At 72.4% G+C, this 14,277-nt stretch carries 13 protein-coding genes; 8 read left to right on the top strand and 5 right to left on the bottom strand.

The genetic code is table 11. The annotated features are described in order from the left end of the window. The first annotated feature begins 24 nt into the window (after positions 1-24). Complete coding sequence (locus tag ACLQ2S_RS00065; protein WP_155214689.1) at positions 25-1,608, top strand: MDR family MFS transporter; 1,584 nt, start codon at positions 25-27, stop codon at positions 1,606-1,608. On the opposite strand, the gene ACLQ2S_RS00060 is transcribed toward ACLQ2S_RS00065, so the two are convergent. Then, positions 1,594-3,285, bottom strand: a complete 1,692-nt coding sequence (locus ACLQ2S_RS00060; protein WP_309222550.1) for a tetratricopeptide repeat protein — start codon at positions 3,283-3,285, stop codon at positions 1,594-1,596. The two genes, ACLQ2S_RS00065 and ACLQ2S_RS00060, sit on opposite strands and share 15 nt — an antisense overlap. Positions 3,286-3,479: 194 nt before the next feature. On the opposite strand from ACLQ2S_RS00060, the gene ACLQ2S_RS00055 reads away from it, so the two are divergent. Together ACLQ2S_RS00055 and ACLQ2S_RS00050 are read left to right on the top strand one after the other, a co-directional pair. Further along, positions 3,480-4,511 (top strand): SIS domain-containing protein, encoded by a 1,032-nt coding sequence (locus tag ACLQ2S_RS00055; RefSeq protein WP_155214928.1) that lies wholly within the window; start codon positions 3,480-3,482, stop codon positions 4,509-4,511. Positions 4,512-4,536: 25 nt separating this feature from the next. Continuing rightward, positions 4,537-6,075 carry a histidine kinase N-terminal domain-containing protein gene (locus ACLQ2S_RS00050; protein WP_309222551.1) on the top strand — a complete coding sequence of 513 codons (1,539 nt, stop codon included), beginning with the start codon at positions 4,537-4,539 and terminating at the stop codon, positions 6,073-6,075. Positions 6,076-6,158: 83 nt separating this feature from the next. Here ACLQ2S_RS00050 and ACLQ2S_RS00045 read toward each other — a convergent pair whose 3' ends face one another. After that, positions 6,159-7,634, bottom strand: a complete 1,476-nt coding sequence (locus ACLQ2S_RS00045) for a glycosyltransferase family 39 protein (RefSeq protein WP_425700873.1) — start codon at positions 7,632-7,634, stop codon at positions 6,159-6,161. A 397-nt stretch (positions 7,635-8,031) separates the two neighbouring features. On the opposite strand from ACLQ2S_RS00045, the gene ACLQ2S_RS00040 reads away from it, so the two are divergent. The 4 genes from ACLQ2S_RS00040 to ACLQ2S_RS00025 are packed head-to-tail and all read left to right on the top strand — an operon-like array spanning position 8,032 to position 11,436. Continuing rightward, on the top strand, positions 8,032-9,723 hold the full coding sequence (locus tag ACLQ2S_RS00040; protein WP_155214690.1) for a nitrite/sulfite reductase: 1,692 nt from the start codon (positions 8,032-8,034) through the stop codon (positions 9,721-9,723). Next, the gene (locus ACLQ2S_RS00035) at positions 9,720-9,881 is read left to right on the top strand and encodes a hypothetical protein (protein ID WP_196222424.1); all 162 of its coding nucleotides are present in this window, start codon (positions 9,720-9,722) and stop codon (positions 9,879-9,881) included. Before ACLQ2S_RS00040 ends, ACLQ2S_RS00035 begins: the two co-directional genes overlap by 4 nt. Further along, a complete protein-coding gene (locus tag ACLQ2S_RS00030; protein ID WP_155214691.1) occupies positions 9,878-10,648 on the top strand; it encodes a phosphoadenylyl-sulfate reductase in 771 nt (256 codons plus the stop codon). Before ACLQ2S_RS00035 ends, ACLQ2S_RS00030 begins: the two co-directional genes overlap by 4 nt. Beyond that, entirely contained in the window at positions 10,630-11,436 is an 807-nt protein-coding gene (locus tag ACLQ2S_RS00025; RefSeq protein ID WP_375335279.1) for a sirohydrochlorin chelatase, read from the top strand. Before ACLQ2S_RS00030 ends, ACLQ2S_RS00025 begins: the two co-directional genes overlap by 19 nt. A gap of 37 nt (positions 11,437-11,473) precedes the next feature. On the opposite strand, the gene ACLQ2S_RS00020 is transcribed toward ACLQ2S_RS00025, so the two are convergent. Both ACLQ2S_RS00020 and ACLQ2S_RS00015 read right to left on the bottom strand, forming a co-directional pair. Then, positions 11,474-11,731 carry a WhiB family transcriptional regulator gene (locus tag ACLQ2S_RS00020; RefSeq protein ID WP_007072794.1) on the bottom strand — a complete coding sequence of 86 codons (258 nt, stop codon included), beginning with the start codon at positions 11,729-11,731 and terminating at the stop codon, positions 11,474-11,476. Between the two features lie 442 nt (positions 11,732-12,173). After that, positions 12,174-13,118 carry a diacylglycerol/lipid kinase family protein gene (locus tag ACLQ2S_RS00015; protein WP_155214692.1) on the bottom strand — a complete coding sequence of 315 codons (945 nt, stop codon included), beginning with the start codon at positions 13,116-13,118 and terminating at the stop codon, positions 12,174-12,176. Between the two features lie 42 nt (positions 13,119-13,160). Between ACLQ2S_RS00015 and ACLQ2S_RS00010 the strand changes: the two genes are divergently transcribed. Further along, positions 13,161-13,550, top strand: a complete 390-nt coding sequence (locus ACLQ2S_RS00010) for a hypothetical protein (RefSeq protein WP_309222552.1) — start codon at positions 13,161-13,163, stop codon at positions 13,548-13,550. 94 nt (positions 13,551-13,644) lie between these two features. Here ACLQ2S_RS00010 and ACLQ2S_RS00005 read toward each other — a convergent pair whose 3' ends face one another. Then, complete coding sequence (locus ACLQ2S_RS00005; protein ID WP_425700866.1) at positions 13,645-14,052, bottom strand: ATP-binding protein; 408 nt, start codon at positions 14,050-14,052, stop codon at positions 13,645-13,647. Positions 14,053-14,277 lie beyond the last annotated feature (225 nt).

Raw genomic sequence — 14,277 nt, 5'->3', positions numbered from 1 at the left:
CCGCATCTCGGGGGGAGCTTACTGATGGCACAGCAGAGTCAGGCGCCCGTACGACCCAATGTCCGGGTCGTCCTTTTCGGCCTGATGATCGCGATGATGCTCGCGATGCTCGACAACATGATCGTCAGCACCGCGCTGCCGCGCATCGTCGGCGAGTTCGGTGGGCTTAACCACTTCACCTGGGTGGTGACCGCTTACGTGCTGGGGACCACCGTCTCCACCCCCATCTGGGGCAAGCTCGGTGACCTCTACGGCCGTAAGGCGGTCTTCCTCACCGCCGTGGTGACCTTCCTGGTCGGTTCCGCGCTCTGCGGCATGGCCGGGTCCGGGTTCCTCGGCGGCCCGGACGACGGCATGGTCCAGTTGATCGCCTTCCGGGCTGTCCAGGGTCTGGGCGCCGGTGGCCTGATGGTCGGCGTCATGGCGATCATCGGCGACCTCGTGCCGCCCCGCGAGCGTGGCCGCTACCAGGGCATGATCGCCGGGATCATGGCGATCGCGATGGTCGCCGGCCCGCTGGTCGGCGGCTTCATCACCGACCACCTCTCCTGGCGCTGGGCGTTCTACGTCAACCTGCCCCTGGGCGGTGTGGCGCTGGTGCTGCTGATCGCCACCATGCACCTGCCCAAGTACCGCACCGAGCACCGGATCGACTGGCTCGGCGCCGCGTTGTTGTCGGTCGGCATCACCGGGATCGTGCTGATCACCACCTGGGGTGGCAACGAGTACGCCTGGGCCTCCCCGCAGATCCTCGGCCTCGCGCTGCTGGCCGTCGTGGCGCTGGTGATCTTCGGGTTCGTCGAGCGCCGGGTTCCCGAGCCGATCCTGCCGCTGCGGCTGTTCGCCAACCGGAACTTCGCCCTCATCTCGGTGATCGGGTTCCTGCTCGGCTTCGCGATGTTCGGGGCGATGAACTTCCTGCCGCTCTACCAACAGACCGTGCAGGGCGCCTCGGCGACCAACTCCGGCCTGCTGCTGCTCCCGCTGATGTTCGGCATGTTGGTGGTCTCGCTGGTCGTCGGCCGGGCGATCACCCGGACCGGGCGGTACCGGATGTTCCCGATCGTCGGCGGCGTGGTGATGACCGTCGGGCTCGCCCTGCTGAGCCTGCTGGACGTGGACACCAGCAAGTTCCAGTCGTCGCTCTACATGCTCGTGCTCGGTAGCGGCATGGGTTTCCTCATGCAGACGTCGATGCTGATCGCGCAGAACAGCGTCGACCAGAAGGACCTGGGGGCGGCCAGCGGCGCGGCCACCTTCTTCCGCTCCATCGGCGGATCGTTCGGCATCTCGCTGTTCGGCGCGATCTTCGCCAACCGGTTGGCCGGTTCAGCTGCCGGTGGCGCGTTCAGCGGTGGCGGCGAGGCCGGGGCGGCGATGAACATCGAGAAGCTCCGCGACCTGCCGGCACAGGCTCGGGAGGTGGTGCTCGGCGGGCTCGCCGACGCGATCTCCCACGTCTTCCTCTGGGCGGTGCTCTTCGCCGTGGTGGTCCCGGTGCTGGCCTGGTTCATCCGGGAGATCCCGCTGCGCACGAGCAACGAGCGGGAGCCGGACGGCGGCCAGGAGCAGACCGGGACCGACCTGGCCCACTCACCGGCCGGCTGATTTCCCGGGCTCAGAGCCGTGTGGGCGGCTGCGCCACGGCGGCAGGAGGCGGCGTAGCAGGGCGCGCAGCGCGCCACGGCGCTGGCTGGCGGTCACGCCGGCCAGCTTCCGCGCCAGCGCGACGGCCTCCGGATCGAGGCCCGGCGTGGCCAGCGCCAGGTGCGCCACGGAGGTGGCGTTCGGCGGCGTCGGCTGCCGCGTCGCGTCGGTCACCGCCACCAGCCGTCCGGTGACCAGAGCGGCCACGTCGGAGCGGACGGACGGGTCGACCCAGGCGGCGGTCACCAGCGCGAACAGGGCCGCCTCGGCCACCGCCTCCGGCTGCTGCGCCAACTCCACGAGCACCCGCCGCCGGGTCGACTCCGCCCACGGCTCGTCGGTCCGGTGGTGCAGCAGCCCGAGGCAGGTCCAGACCTGCACGCACCGCAGCCACAACGCCGGGTCCTGGCCGGAGAGCACCCGCCCCAGCGCGTTCTGTGGCGGCTCGGGTGGATGGGCCAGCAGGCCGAGCAGGTCGGCCAGGTCGAGCGTGGCCAGGCCGACCGCCGCGTCGTACGCCGCCGGCGGGTGTGGCCAGGCCGGGTGGGCGAGTTCGCGCAGTCGGCGGGCGGCCTCCGCCGACGGTGGGGGCGGCGTGGGACGCCCGGACGCCGACTCGGCGGCCTGCCCGTCGACCGAGGCGGTGGGCGACGCCGGTGGCGTCACCTGCCCCAGCCAGGGGCGTCCGCGACAGCACTCGGCGAGGTCGCCGTGCTCGTGTGAGTCGTCCGGGTGGTCGCGGATGAAATCCGCCAGCGCCACCAGGTGGTCCACCGAACCGTCGCGCTGGAATCGCAACCGGTGTGCGGTGTGCACCGCGCAGTCGAAGGACGGATTGCGGGCCAGGGCACGCTCGATCCAGTCCAGCGCCTCCGCCAGCCTGCCGTGGTCGGCGAGGGTGCCGGCGATGTCGGCGTACACCGCCAGGTCGTCCGGGTCGTGCCCGACGGCGCGGCGCAGCGCCGCGAGCGCCTCCCGGGTCCGGCCGGCGCTGCGCAGCGCGTACCCGAGCCACACCTCGCCCATCTTGGATGGTGCCGCGCGTACCCCCCGGCTGGCCCAGCGGACCGCGAGTGGGACCTCGCCCAACCGCCGGGCCAGCGCGGACGCCGTGCCCAGCAGCAGCGGGTGCTCCGGGTGCACGGTGATCGCGTTGCGGGCGAGGGTGAGGTACGGCGACAGGGCCGCCCGGTTCGGTGGCGGGACCGGGTCCGCGACGGCGGCGCACACCTGCATCAGCACCCGGGCGGCCTCTTCGGGGCCGAGGCGTTCGGCCAACTCGGGCGAGGTCACCCAGGGCACCGCGGCCCAGTCCGCGCCGGGTGCGTGCGCGGTGGCGGCGACCAGCAGATCGAGCCCTTCGGCCGGTCGCCCCGCCGCGGCGAGCAGATGTGCGCGGGCGACCACCGCGCCGACGAACGTGTGGTGTTGCAGCGGAAACAGGCCGAGGCCGCCGTCGCCGCTGGTGGCGGCCAGGCGGGCGAGGGTCTCGTGCACCTCGGGCAGCGTCGGTGCCCGGGCCAACGCCGCCGCGACGTGGTCGGCGGCATGCGCCAGCTCGCCGGCATCAAGGGCCCGCCGGGCCAGGGTCAACTCCTCCGTCGCCGGCAGCGCCCGGTCGTCCGTTCCCTCGGCCACGTGGTCCTCTCGCTCGTCGGTACCGGCTGCGCGGTGAGGTCGGGTCAGCGTAGGTGACAGGGCCAGGTTTTGGTGATCCACTGCGCACTCCTGCTCGTTTGATTGCCTTAAGTCGTTAAAAGCTGCAAGACTGAGCATCATTCGCGCGGATAACGCGCAGGGGAGGAGTTTCCGTGACACGCCCAGGCAGCGGCATGGCCGCCGACATCGACGAGCAGCCAGCCGGCTACGAGCGGTTGCTCGCCACCGAGCACGCCACCGGTGTCGCCCGGGTGGCCGCGATCGTCGCCGAGCGTCGACCCCGGCACGTGGTCTTCACCGCGCGGGGCACCTCGGACCACGCCGCGCTGTACGGCGCGTACCTCAGCGAGATCCGCCTCGGCTTGCCGGCCGGTCTCGCCTCGCCGAGCACGGTCACCCTCTTCGACGCCCGGCTGGACCTCTCCGACGCCCTGGTGATCGGGGTCAGCCAGAGTGGGGGATCGCCCGACCTGACGGAGGTGCTCCGGGCCGCCCGTGACTCCGGTGCCCTCACCCTCGCCGTCACCAACGCACCCGACTCCCCGTTGGCGACGACCGCGGAACTCTCCATCGACATCGCGGCCGGGCACGAGCGCGCGGTGGCCGCCACCAAGACCTACACGGCCGAGCTGCTCGCCCTGCTGATGCTGGTGGAGGGGATCCGGGCCGGCGACGGCGTGCTGCCCGCCGAGGAGCGCCGGGCCCTGGCCGAGCTGCCCGAGCTGGCCGCCCGCACCCTCGCCGACCCGGTCGCGGCCCAGCTCGCGCCGCGATACCGCTTCGCCGCCCAGATCGTCACCACCGGCCGGGGGTACGCGTACCCCACCGCCCGGGAGGCGGCGTTGAAGCTGATGGAGACGTCGTACCTGCCGGCGCTGGCGTTCTCCGGCGCCGACCTGCTGCACGGGCCGCTGGCGATGACCGATCCGGACGTGCCGGTGCTGGCGGTGGTCGGCTCGGGGCCGGGCGGACGGTCGATGGGCGAGGTGCTGCCCCGACTCGGCGAGCGCCGCGCCGACGTGGTGGTGGTCGGCTCCGCCGAGGTCGACGGCGCCACCCGCCTGGCCGTGCCCGAGGTCGACGAGCGGTACGCCCCGCTGCTGGACATCCTGCCGTTGCAGCGGCTGGCACTGGCGCTCGCCCTGACCCGGGGCGAGAACCCCGACGCGCCGCGTGGGTTGAAGAAGGTCACCGCGACCAGGTGACGGTCGGCGTGGCACGCTGGTCGGCGTGTCAACGCTGCGCGATCTCGCCGAGGAACACACCCGCCTGAGCCGGGTCGACATCGACCACCTGCACCGCATCGCCGGTGACTGGCAGCTGCTGTCCGACCTCTCCTTCGCCGACCTGCTGCTCTGGGTACCGGTGGACGGTGAGGGCAGCTTCCTCTGCGTGGCCCAGGTCCGCCCGACGACCGCGCCCACCGCCTACCAGGACGACCAGGTGGGACGGATCGTCGGCGGCCCGGAGGTGGCACACCTGGATGTGGCCTACCGGCAGGGGCGGATCTGGCGGGAGGGCGACCCGGTCTGGTACGGCGACGTGCCCGCCCGGCACGAGGCGATCCCGGTCCGGCTGCGTACCGCCGACGGCGAATCCGGCGAGGTGATCGCCGTGGTGGGCCGGGACACCAACCTCTCCACCGCCCGTACGCCCAGCCAACTGGAGTTGAACTACCTGACCACCGCCGACGACCTGGCGCAGATGATGGCGGACGGCACCTTCCCGCCGCCCCGGCACCCGGGCGAGACCACCTCGGCACCACGGGTCGGCGACGGGTTGGTGCGACTGGACGCGGGCGGCAAGGTCACCTATGCCAGTCCCAACGCGCAGTCGGCGTACCGGCGGCTGGGGCACGCCTCGCTCCTGGTCGGCGAGGATCTCGCGGTGCTGCACCGGCGGCTGGCCGACGACCCCCTGGAGGGCACGGACGCCGCCAACGGCATCCTCGCCGCGCTGCGCGGCGAGGCGCCGCCCCGGCGGGAGATCGACGCACGCGGGGCGACGATGCTCACCCGGGCCCTGCCGCTGATGCCCGCCGGGGTGCCGATCGGCGCGTTGGTGCTGGTTCGGGACATCACCGAGGTACGCCGACGCGACCGCGCCCTGATCACCAAGGACGCCACCATCCGGGAGATCCACCACCGGGTGAAGAACAACCTCCAGACGGTGGCGGCGCTGCTGCGCCTCCAGGCCCGCCGGGTGTCCATGCCCGAGGCGCGGGTGGCGCTGGAGGAGTCCGTGCGGCGGGTCGCGTCGATCGCCTTGGTGCACGAGACGCTCGCCATGTCCAGCGACGAGGCGGTGGAGTTCGACGGGATCGTCGACCGGGTGGCCAACGCGGCGACCGAGGTGGCGGCGACCGAGGTGACCGTCGCGATGCGTCGTATGGGCACCTTCGGTGTGCTGCCGGCCGAGATCGCCACGTCGTTGGTGATGGTGCTCAACGAGCTGCTGCTCAACGCCGTCGAGCACGGCTTCCCACCGGCCGGAGACGACTCCCCGGCGCTCACCGGCCCTGCGAAACCCGAGGTGGTGGTCTCGGCTCAGCGGCTCCGCAAGATGCTGCACGTCACCGTCACGGACAACGGCCGGGGCCTGCCGGCGGAGTTCGACGCCGAGGGCGGTGCGAAGCTCGGGTTGCAGATCGTGCGGGCACTGGTCACCGGGGAACTGCGCGGCACCATCGAGTTGCGACCCGGTGTCGAGGGGGGCACCGAGGCGTTCCTGGCCCTGCCGCTGGCCCGTAGCGCCCCCGAGGGGCGCTGAGAGCGGCGCTTCCCACCCGGTCCGCCGCCCCGCCAGCGGCGGCCGAGCAGCCCGAGGTGCGCCGGCCTCGCCCGCACCGGTGGTCAGCCGCGCCGGGTCAGCAGGGCGAGGGTGATGCCGGGCCGTGGCCACACCTCGGCCACCGTGAAGCCGTCGCGTAGCGCGTCCCCCTTGGCGCCGGGTACGCCGGCCAACGGGTCGGCCCGCCGCCCGGCCCGTACCAGCCAGACCCGGTCCGCCCCGGCCAGGCACTCGGCCGGGCGGTCGCATTCGGCGGCCCACAGATCACCCCGGCGTTGCGCCTCCTCGACCAGCAGCGCGTCGCGTGGAGTCCGGTCGCCCAGGTGGTATCGCAGACCGAGGTCGAGGAAGAACCAACTGTCCCGGGGTGAGTAGACCACCGCGTCACCGGGCCGCCGACCGCTCGCGACGATCTCGGCGACCGCGCGGTAGTCCACCGTCGCACTGCGGGGCCACTCGTGGGTACGCCGCAGCGCGGCCTGGTCGGGCAGGCCGAGCAGGCCGGTGAGGACCACCACCGCCAGCGCGGCGGGCAGCCGGGTGGAGGTCAGCGCCGCGCCGGCCAGCAGGCAGCCGAAGGGCACCACGAAGACCAGGTAGCGGGGCACCCACAGGGGGACGACCAACCCGGCCAGGAAGAGCAGTAGCACCGGTGCCAGCACACAACTCAGCGGCAGCAGACCACGGCGACCGGCCCGGGCCGCGCCCAGCGCGGCGAGTCCGAGCAGCACCCCACCGACCACCCCGCTCTGTGCCACGCCTGTCGCCAGCGCCGCCAGGTCCCCGGGCCGGGCGGCGTCCACCCAGTCGAGCTGCCGGGCCCGCTGCCCCCGGGCCACCAGGGCCACCGGCACCACCGCCAGCGCCACCGGCACCAGTGCGACCAACCACGACCAGACCGGTGACACCCGTCTCCGGCCCGATCCGCCCGCCCGGTCACCGTCGTCCGGGCCAGTGGCGGCCCGGACGCCGCCGGTCCTGGTCAGCACGGCGAGGGCCTGGGCGGCGAGCAGGGTGAGGGCCACCAGGTGGGTGAGCCCGACGGCGGTGGTCGCCGCCGCGTAGCCGACCCACCGCCGTCGAGCGGGTCGCCGCAGCGCGTCGACCAGCAGCAGGGTGCTCAGCACGGCGAGCGCGCTGGCCACGGCGTACGGCCGTGCCTCCTGCCCGTACCGGGAGGTGCCGGGAAGCACCGCGAACAGCAGACCGGCGAGGGTGCCGACGCGGACGTCCCACAGCCGCTGCCCGAGGAGGGCGGTCAGCCCGGCCGTGGTGGCCATGGCGAGTGCCGAGGGCAGGCGCAGGGCGGCCACCGAATCGCCGGCCACCGTCGACCAGGCGTGCATGAGCAGGTAGTAGGGGGCGCTCGCGGCGTCGATGGTGCCGGCGAGCCGGAACAGGCCGGTCAGTCCTCGGGTGGCGGCACTCCAGGTGGCCAACTCGTCCCGCCAGGGCTGGGCGGAGTCCAGCCCCACCAACGTCACCAGCAGGGTGACGGTCGACGGCACCAGCCACACCGGCAGCGAGCGCAGCCGCATTCCGCTCAGCCGGACGCCGATCCCGGCGACCGGAATCGACTTATCGGGCAAATCCCCCACAGGGTGAGCCTGCCACACGGTGACGCTCGGAGCGGTCGGCAGCAACCGCCCGTGATGTGGGATCCAGCACGCGGTCATTGGCTGGCCTGCCCGGGGTGTGGCAGCATGACGTTCATGACTGCCGCTGTCGTACGTCGCTTCGTGGCTCGCCGCCACGTCGACTACGGCCGCGTTCGCAGCGCCATCTGTCCGGCTCACTGACGACGCCCGACCACCCTGCCTCGGGCACGCAGCGCGCCGGCCGTGCAAGACAACGTTGTCCACGGTCCCTCCGGGGAACCGGTCGCCGCGCCCGCTCAGCCCCACCGAGGCGCAGCAGACAACGGAGGACGCCGCGATGGCAGTCAGCGAGATTCCGGCCCGTCAGCCACGATCCCCCCGACGTCCCCGTGGCGAGGGTCAGTGGGCGCTCGGGCACCGGGAGCCCCTCAACCCCAACGAGCGGATGAAGAAGGACGACAATCCGCTCAACGTGCGGGCGCGCATCGAGAACATCTACGCCCATCGTGGTTTCGCCTCCATCGACCCACAGGACCTGCGCGGCCGGTTCCGGTGGTGGGGCCTGTACACCCAGCGGAAGGCGGGCATCGACGGCGGGCGCACCGCCGTGCTGGAGCCGCACGAGCTGGAAGACGAGTTCTTCATGCTGCGGGTACGCGTCGACGGTGGCCAGCTCGACCTGGCGCAGCTGCGGACCGTCGCGGAGATCTCCCGCGAGTTCGCCCGGGACACCGCGGACATCACCGACCGGCAGAACATCCAGTACCACTGGATCCGGGTCGAGGACATGCCGGAGATCTGGCGGCGGCTGGAATCGGTCGGGTTGCAGACCACCGAGGCCTGCGGCGACTGCCCCCGGGTCATGCTGGGCAGCCCGGTGGCCGGGGTGGCCGAGGCCGAGCTGATCGACTCCACGCCCGCCATCGACGAGATCGTCAAGCGGTACGTCGGCGACCCGGAGTTCTCCAACCTGCCGCGCAAGTTCAAGTCGTCGATCTCCTGGCTGGCGGACATCCCGTACGAGGCGAACGACATCGCCTTCCTCGGTGTCGATCACCCCGAACACGGTCCGGGCTTCGATCTCTGGGTCGGCGGCGGCCTGTCCACCAACCCGATGCTGGCCCAGCGGCTGGGCGTCTGGGTGCCGCTGTCCGAGGTGCCCGACGTCTGGGCCGGGGTGGTGGGGATCTTCCGTGACTACGGCTACCGCCGACTGCGTCACCGGGCCCGGCTGAAGTTCCTCGTCGCCGACTGGGGCGTGGCGAAGTTCCGGGAGGTGCTGGAGAAGGAGTACCTCGGCCGGACGCTGCTCGACGGTCCCGCCCCGGAGCTGCCCGAGCGGCCGATCGACCACATCGGCGTGCACCGGCAGCGCGACGGTCGCAACTACGTCGGTGCCGCCCCGGTGGTCGGGCGGGTCTCCGGCAGCCAGCTCGCCCAGTTGGCGGACGTGGTCGAGGCGCACGGCAGCGGCCGGGTGCGACTCACCCCGTACCAGAAGCTGCTGGTGCTGGACGTGCCGCCGGAGCGGACGGACTCGTTGGTCGCGGGTCTGCGCGACATCGGCCTGGAGGCGCAGCCGTCGGCCTGGCGGCGCGGCACCATGGCCTGCACCGGCATCGAGTACTGCAAGCTCGCCATCGTCGAGACCAAGGCGCGCGGCGAGGAGCTGGTGGCCCGGCTGGAGCAGCGCCTGCGTGACTTCGACGCGGACATCTCCATCCACATCAACGGCTGCCCCAACGCCTGCGCCCGCACCCAGGTCGCGGACATCGGCCTCAAGGGGCAGTTGGTGACCGGGCCGGACGGCCGTCAGGTGGAGGGCTTCCAGGTGCACCTCGGCGGCGGACTCGGCATGGCCGAGGGACGCACCGCCGGCTTCGGGCGCAAGCTGCGTGGCCTGAAGACCACCGCCGAGGAACTGCCCGACTACGTCGAGCGGCTGGCCGTGCGCTATCTGGCGGGGCGGACCGAGGGCGAGACGTTCGCCAACTGGGTGATTCGGGTCGACGAGGAGGAACTGCGATGAGTGGTACAACTCGTTCCGCGCCGCTGTACTGCCCGTACTGCGGCGAAGAGGATCTACGGCCGAGCGAGACCGGGCACGGCGCGTGGGAGTGCCACGCCTGCGCCCGGGTCTTCACGGTCCGGTTCACCGGCCTGCTCTCCCGGGCGGTGAGCCGATGAGCGCCCTGATCTCCGCCGCCGCCCTCAACCTGGTCGACACCCGTCCGGTCGTCGCCACCGACACCGATGCGTCTCGGCGTGACCCGGACGAGCTACGCGCACTGGCCGAGCGGGCCGCTCGGGAACTGGAGGGCGCGCCCGCGCTGGAGATCGCGCGGTGGGCGGCGGAGACCTTCGGGGACCGGTTCTGCGTGACCAGCTCGATGGCCGACGCGGTCCTCGCCCACCTGGTCTCCCGGGTCGCACCGGGGGTGGACGTGGTCTTCCTCGACACCGGCCTGCACTTCCCGGAGACCCTCGCGATCCGCGACGAGGTGGCCCGCACGCTGCCGGTGAACGTGCGGTCCATCCGGCCCCGGCTCACCGTGGGGCAACAGGACGGCGAGTACGGGCCACGGCTGTTCAACAGGTCGCCGGACGAATGCTGCCAGCTGCGCAAGGTGGAGCCGCTGGAGCGGGCGCTGGTCGGTTATGACGCGTGGGCCGCCGGTCTGCGCCGTGACGAGTCACCGACCCGCGCCAACACGCCGGTGGTGACCTTCGACGCGCGTCGGGCCAAGGTGAAGGTCAACCCGATCGCGGCCTGGACCCAGTCGGACGTCGACGCGTACATCGCCAGGTGGAACGTGCCGGTCAACGAGCTGTTCCGGCGCGGCTACGGCTCGATCGGCTGCTGGCCGTGCACCCGGCGGACCAAGGCGGGCGAGGACCCACGGGCGGGTCGTTGGGCGATGTTCGAGAAGACCGAGTGCGGGCTGCACGTCTGACCGGAGACGGCGGACGAACCCCTCCCGCCGAGCCCCGGTCGTCGGGAGATCCGCTGCTGCTGGTCGCGCATGGCAGCCGCGATCCGCGGGCGGCCGACGCGACCAGGGCGCTCGCTCGGGCGGTGGCCGCCGTCCGTCCCGGTACCCCGGTGTCGGCGAGTTGGCTCGACCACACCGACCCCGACCCGACCGAGGCGCTCCGAGGGTTGGCGGCGGCCGGACACTCCCGCGCGGTGCTGGTGCCGCTGCTGCTGACGGCCGCGTACCACCGCCGGGTCGACATCCCGGCGGCGGTGGCGGCGGCCCAGCGATCGGGTCCACCGATCCAGGTGCGGGTCACCGACGTGCTCGGACCGGTTGGCGGGGAGGTGGACCCGGCACTGCTGGCCGGGCTGCGGCGGCGGCTGGGCGAGGCGCAGCCGGGTCGGTACGACGCGGTGGTGCTGGCCGCCGCGGGAACCCGGGACGCGGCGGCTCGGGGATCCGTGGGTCGGGTGGCCGAGGCCCTCGGTGGCGCCCTCGGCGCTCCGACACGGGTCTCCTACGCCTCGGCGGCACCGCCGGCCGTGGACGCCGCGGTGGCGCGGTTGCGGGCACGTGGCGCGCGCCGGGTGGCGGTGGCCGCGTACTTCCTGGCACCCGGGTTGTTCCACGACGGCGTGGTGACCGCGGCACGGCGGGCTGGGGCGGTCGCGGTGGCCGACCCGCTGACCGACGCGCCGGAACTGGTCGATCTGGTGCTGCGCCGGGTGGACGCCGCCGGGCAGCAGAACGCCCCGGCGGGCTGAGCCGACCGGGGCGTCTCGCTTCGTACGTGTGTGGTGGTCAGGCGGAGTGAGCGCGCAGCACCCGGAGGCCGCCGCGACGCTTGACGGCGCGCCGCTCCTCCTCGCTCATCCCGCCCCAGACGCCAGCGTCCTGACCGGATTCCAGTGCCCACTGCAGGCACTGGTCGGTCACGGAGCAGCGCCGGCAGACGGCCTTGGCCTGCTCGACCTGCAGGAGAGCCGGACCGGACGTCCCGATCGGGAAGAACAGCTCCGGGTCCTCGTCGCGGCAGACAGCATGGTGACGCCAGTCCATGGCGGCAACACTCCTCATTCTGGATGGGTGGCAGATGTTGCTTCTTGGTGCTTTTCCTATATGCATCCGCATTGCCGATCGTGACGGTTAGCGACCGTCATTTCACCAATGCGTGAGCAGGCTGTTGGCCCGCAGGACCTGCTGAAAAGCTCGACTGGTCGAGCGAATCCAGGCAATGTCCCGCTAGTTCAAGTTCGCTTGTGAATACTTTCACGAACTCACCCAATGTCAAGGGTGACGCTCGGAAAAACTCCGGACGGTGAGCAAGCCCACAACCCATTTGTCCGGGTTCCGGAGGCCTCCGGCTACCCGTCGTACCACAGTCGAGGATCAATATAGTACAGTCCGCCGCACATTGCTGACATTTCCGACACGCGCCTCGGGTGTCGCAGCCGTCGCGTCGGGGGAACGTCGACTACCTCACCCCGGCGGGACCGGAGACCTAACAGATTACTCTGAGTGCGGCCGGAACGGAGGTGAATCTGACTTTTTCCCGCTCGCCAAGATAGTCGCCGTCGAGCTGAAATGCCTGCGGACGGCCCGCTACCAGCGTGAACTCGGCCACGTCGTGCAGCCGGAGCACCTGACGACCTCGCGGATCGGGCGTCTGGGCGAAGAACTGCGTCACCGTACGTGTCGTGCTGACAACTCCGAGGTGGCGAAGGGCCATCACATCGAGGCCGAGGTCGAACGACGCGTCCGGGTTCGGGTTGACCTCCCGCTCCCCGACGTAGGTCCACGGGGCGGTGTTCTGCACGATGATCGTGGCCAGCTCGTCCTCGGTCGCCTCGCCCGGACGCTCCAACCGGATCGCCGGGTGCCGCCGCTCGCCACCCAGCAGGAACTGCGCGGTGAACGCCCGGAAGTAGAGCGAAGGGGAGGGGACCCGTCCCCGGCGGCGCGACTCCTCGACCCGGTGGATCACCGACGCGTCGAGCCCGAAGCCGGCGCAGAACGTGAAGTAGCGGTCGTCGGCCCGGCCGAGGCCGATCGTGCGGTGCCGACCCAGACGCAGCCCTTCCAGGATCATGCTGGCGCCCTCCGGCCACTCCCGGGGCAGACCGAGCGCCCGGGCGAAGACGTTGGTCGAGCCCCCGGGCACGGTGGCCAGCGCCGGCAACCGGTCGGCGGTCGGCTCGGCACCACCGGCGGAGGTCGCCGCCATCAGGCCGTTGACGACCTCGTTCACCGTGCCGTCGCCACCGAGGGTGACCACCACGTCGACGCCCTCCTCGGCGGCCTCCCGGGCCAGCGTGGTGGCGTGGCCGCGCTGGCGGGTGTACCGCACGGAGAGTTCGACCTCACTGCGCAGCGCTCGGACGAGCACGTCACGCGCGCGCTCACTGGTGGTGGTGGCCTTCGGATTGACCAGCAGGACAGCCCGCATGGGCGGCACAATACCCCGCGCCCCCACCGGTATCGTGACCGCGTGACCATCGACTCCGACCCAACCCCTGTCACGCTCCGTTGGGCGGTCCGGCTGCTGCGCGGCCAGGCGGTCGCGGTCGGACTGGTCGCCGCCTGGCTGATCTTCGCCGACCTGACCGCCACCACCACGGACCTGACCTCGGCGCTGCTGGTGACGGCCTTCGCCATCGGTGCCGCCGTCGCCCTCTGGGCGCTGGGCGGTGCCCTGCTCCGACGGCGGGCCGGTGCTCGCGCACCGGCCATCGTGCTCCAGCTCATGCTGCTGCCGATCGGCTGGTTCATGATCCAGGGCGGGCTGGGCTGGCTCGGCGTGCCGCTGATCGCGCTCGGGGTCGGGGTCACCTGGTTGCTGGTGAGCCCGCCGACCACCCGCGCGCTGGGCTTCGAGTGAGCTGACCCGCGTGCTGGGCTTCGAGTGAGCTGACCCGCGCGTCCGTTCGCCGAGCCGCGTACGGCGTACCGCGTCGCTCAGCCGCGCGGCACGCTCACCAGCCGGAGGCGCGTCGGGTGAGCAGCGAGATGGTCGCCCGCCCGTCGGTCGCGCTCGCGCCCGCCGACGTGGTCAGCGCGGTGAGCACCTTCCACGCGAACGAGGACTCCGCCGGCAGCCGGGCACCCGGCGTCGTCGGCACGGTCACCTCGACGGTCAGTGCGTCCTCGGTGACCGAGAAGCGGCAGTCCAGTTCGGCGTCGCGGGCGGCGATGGCGAGCAGCATCGCGCAGGCCTCGTCGACCGCGATGCGCAGGTCCTCGATCTCGTCCAGCGCGAACTGGAGGCGGGCCGCGAGGCCAGCGGTGGCGGTACGCAGCACGCTCAGGTAGCCGCCGTCCGCAGGCACGGTGAGGTGCACGACGTCGTCATCGGTCGTCGGCTGGCCGGTCAGTTGAGTCACCACTCATCCCCCCGGTCGGGGACTCTACCCGCTGGGGCCGCCGAGTGGTTGGTGATGGTCAGCGCGGCCACCGGGGCGTACCGGAGGGACTCGTCCGGGACGGCGACCGAGGGCACCAACGCGTCGGCGGGCGGCGCGCCCCGGGGGGCCCCCCCCCCCCCCCCCCCAGAAAAGCCAGGGAGCGCCAACCCGCACAACCCCCCGCACCCGCCAGGCGCCCCCCCA

The sequence above is a fragment of the Micromonospora sp. DT48 genome (genome assembly GCF_049844495.1).
Lineage (GTDB): Bacteria > Actinomycetota > Actinomycetes > Mycobacteriales > Micromonosporaceae > Micromonospora.
Note: the sequence above shows the minus strand (reverse complement) of the source record. Positions and strands in the feature narration are given on the sequence as shown.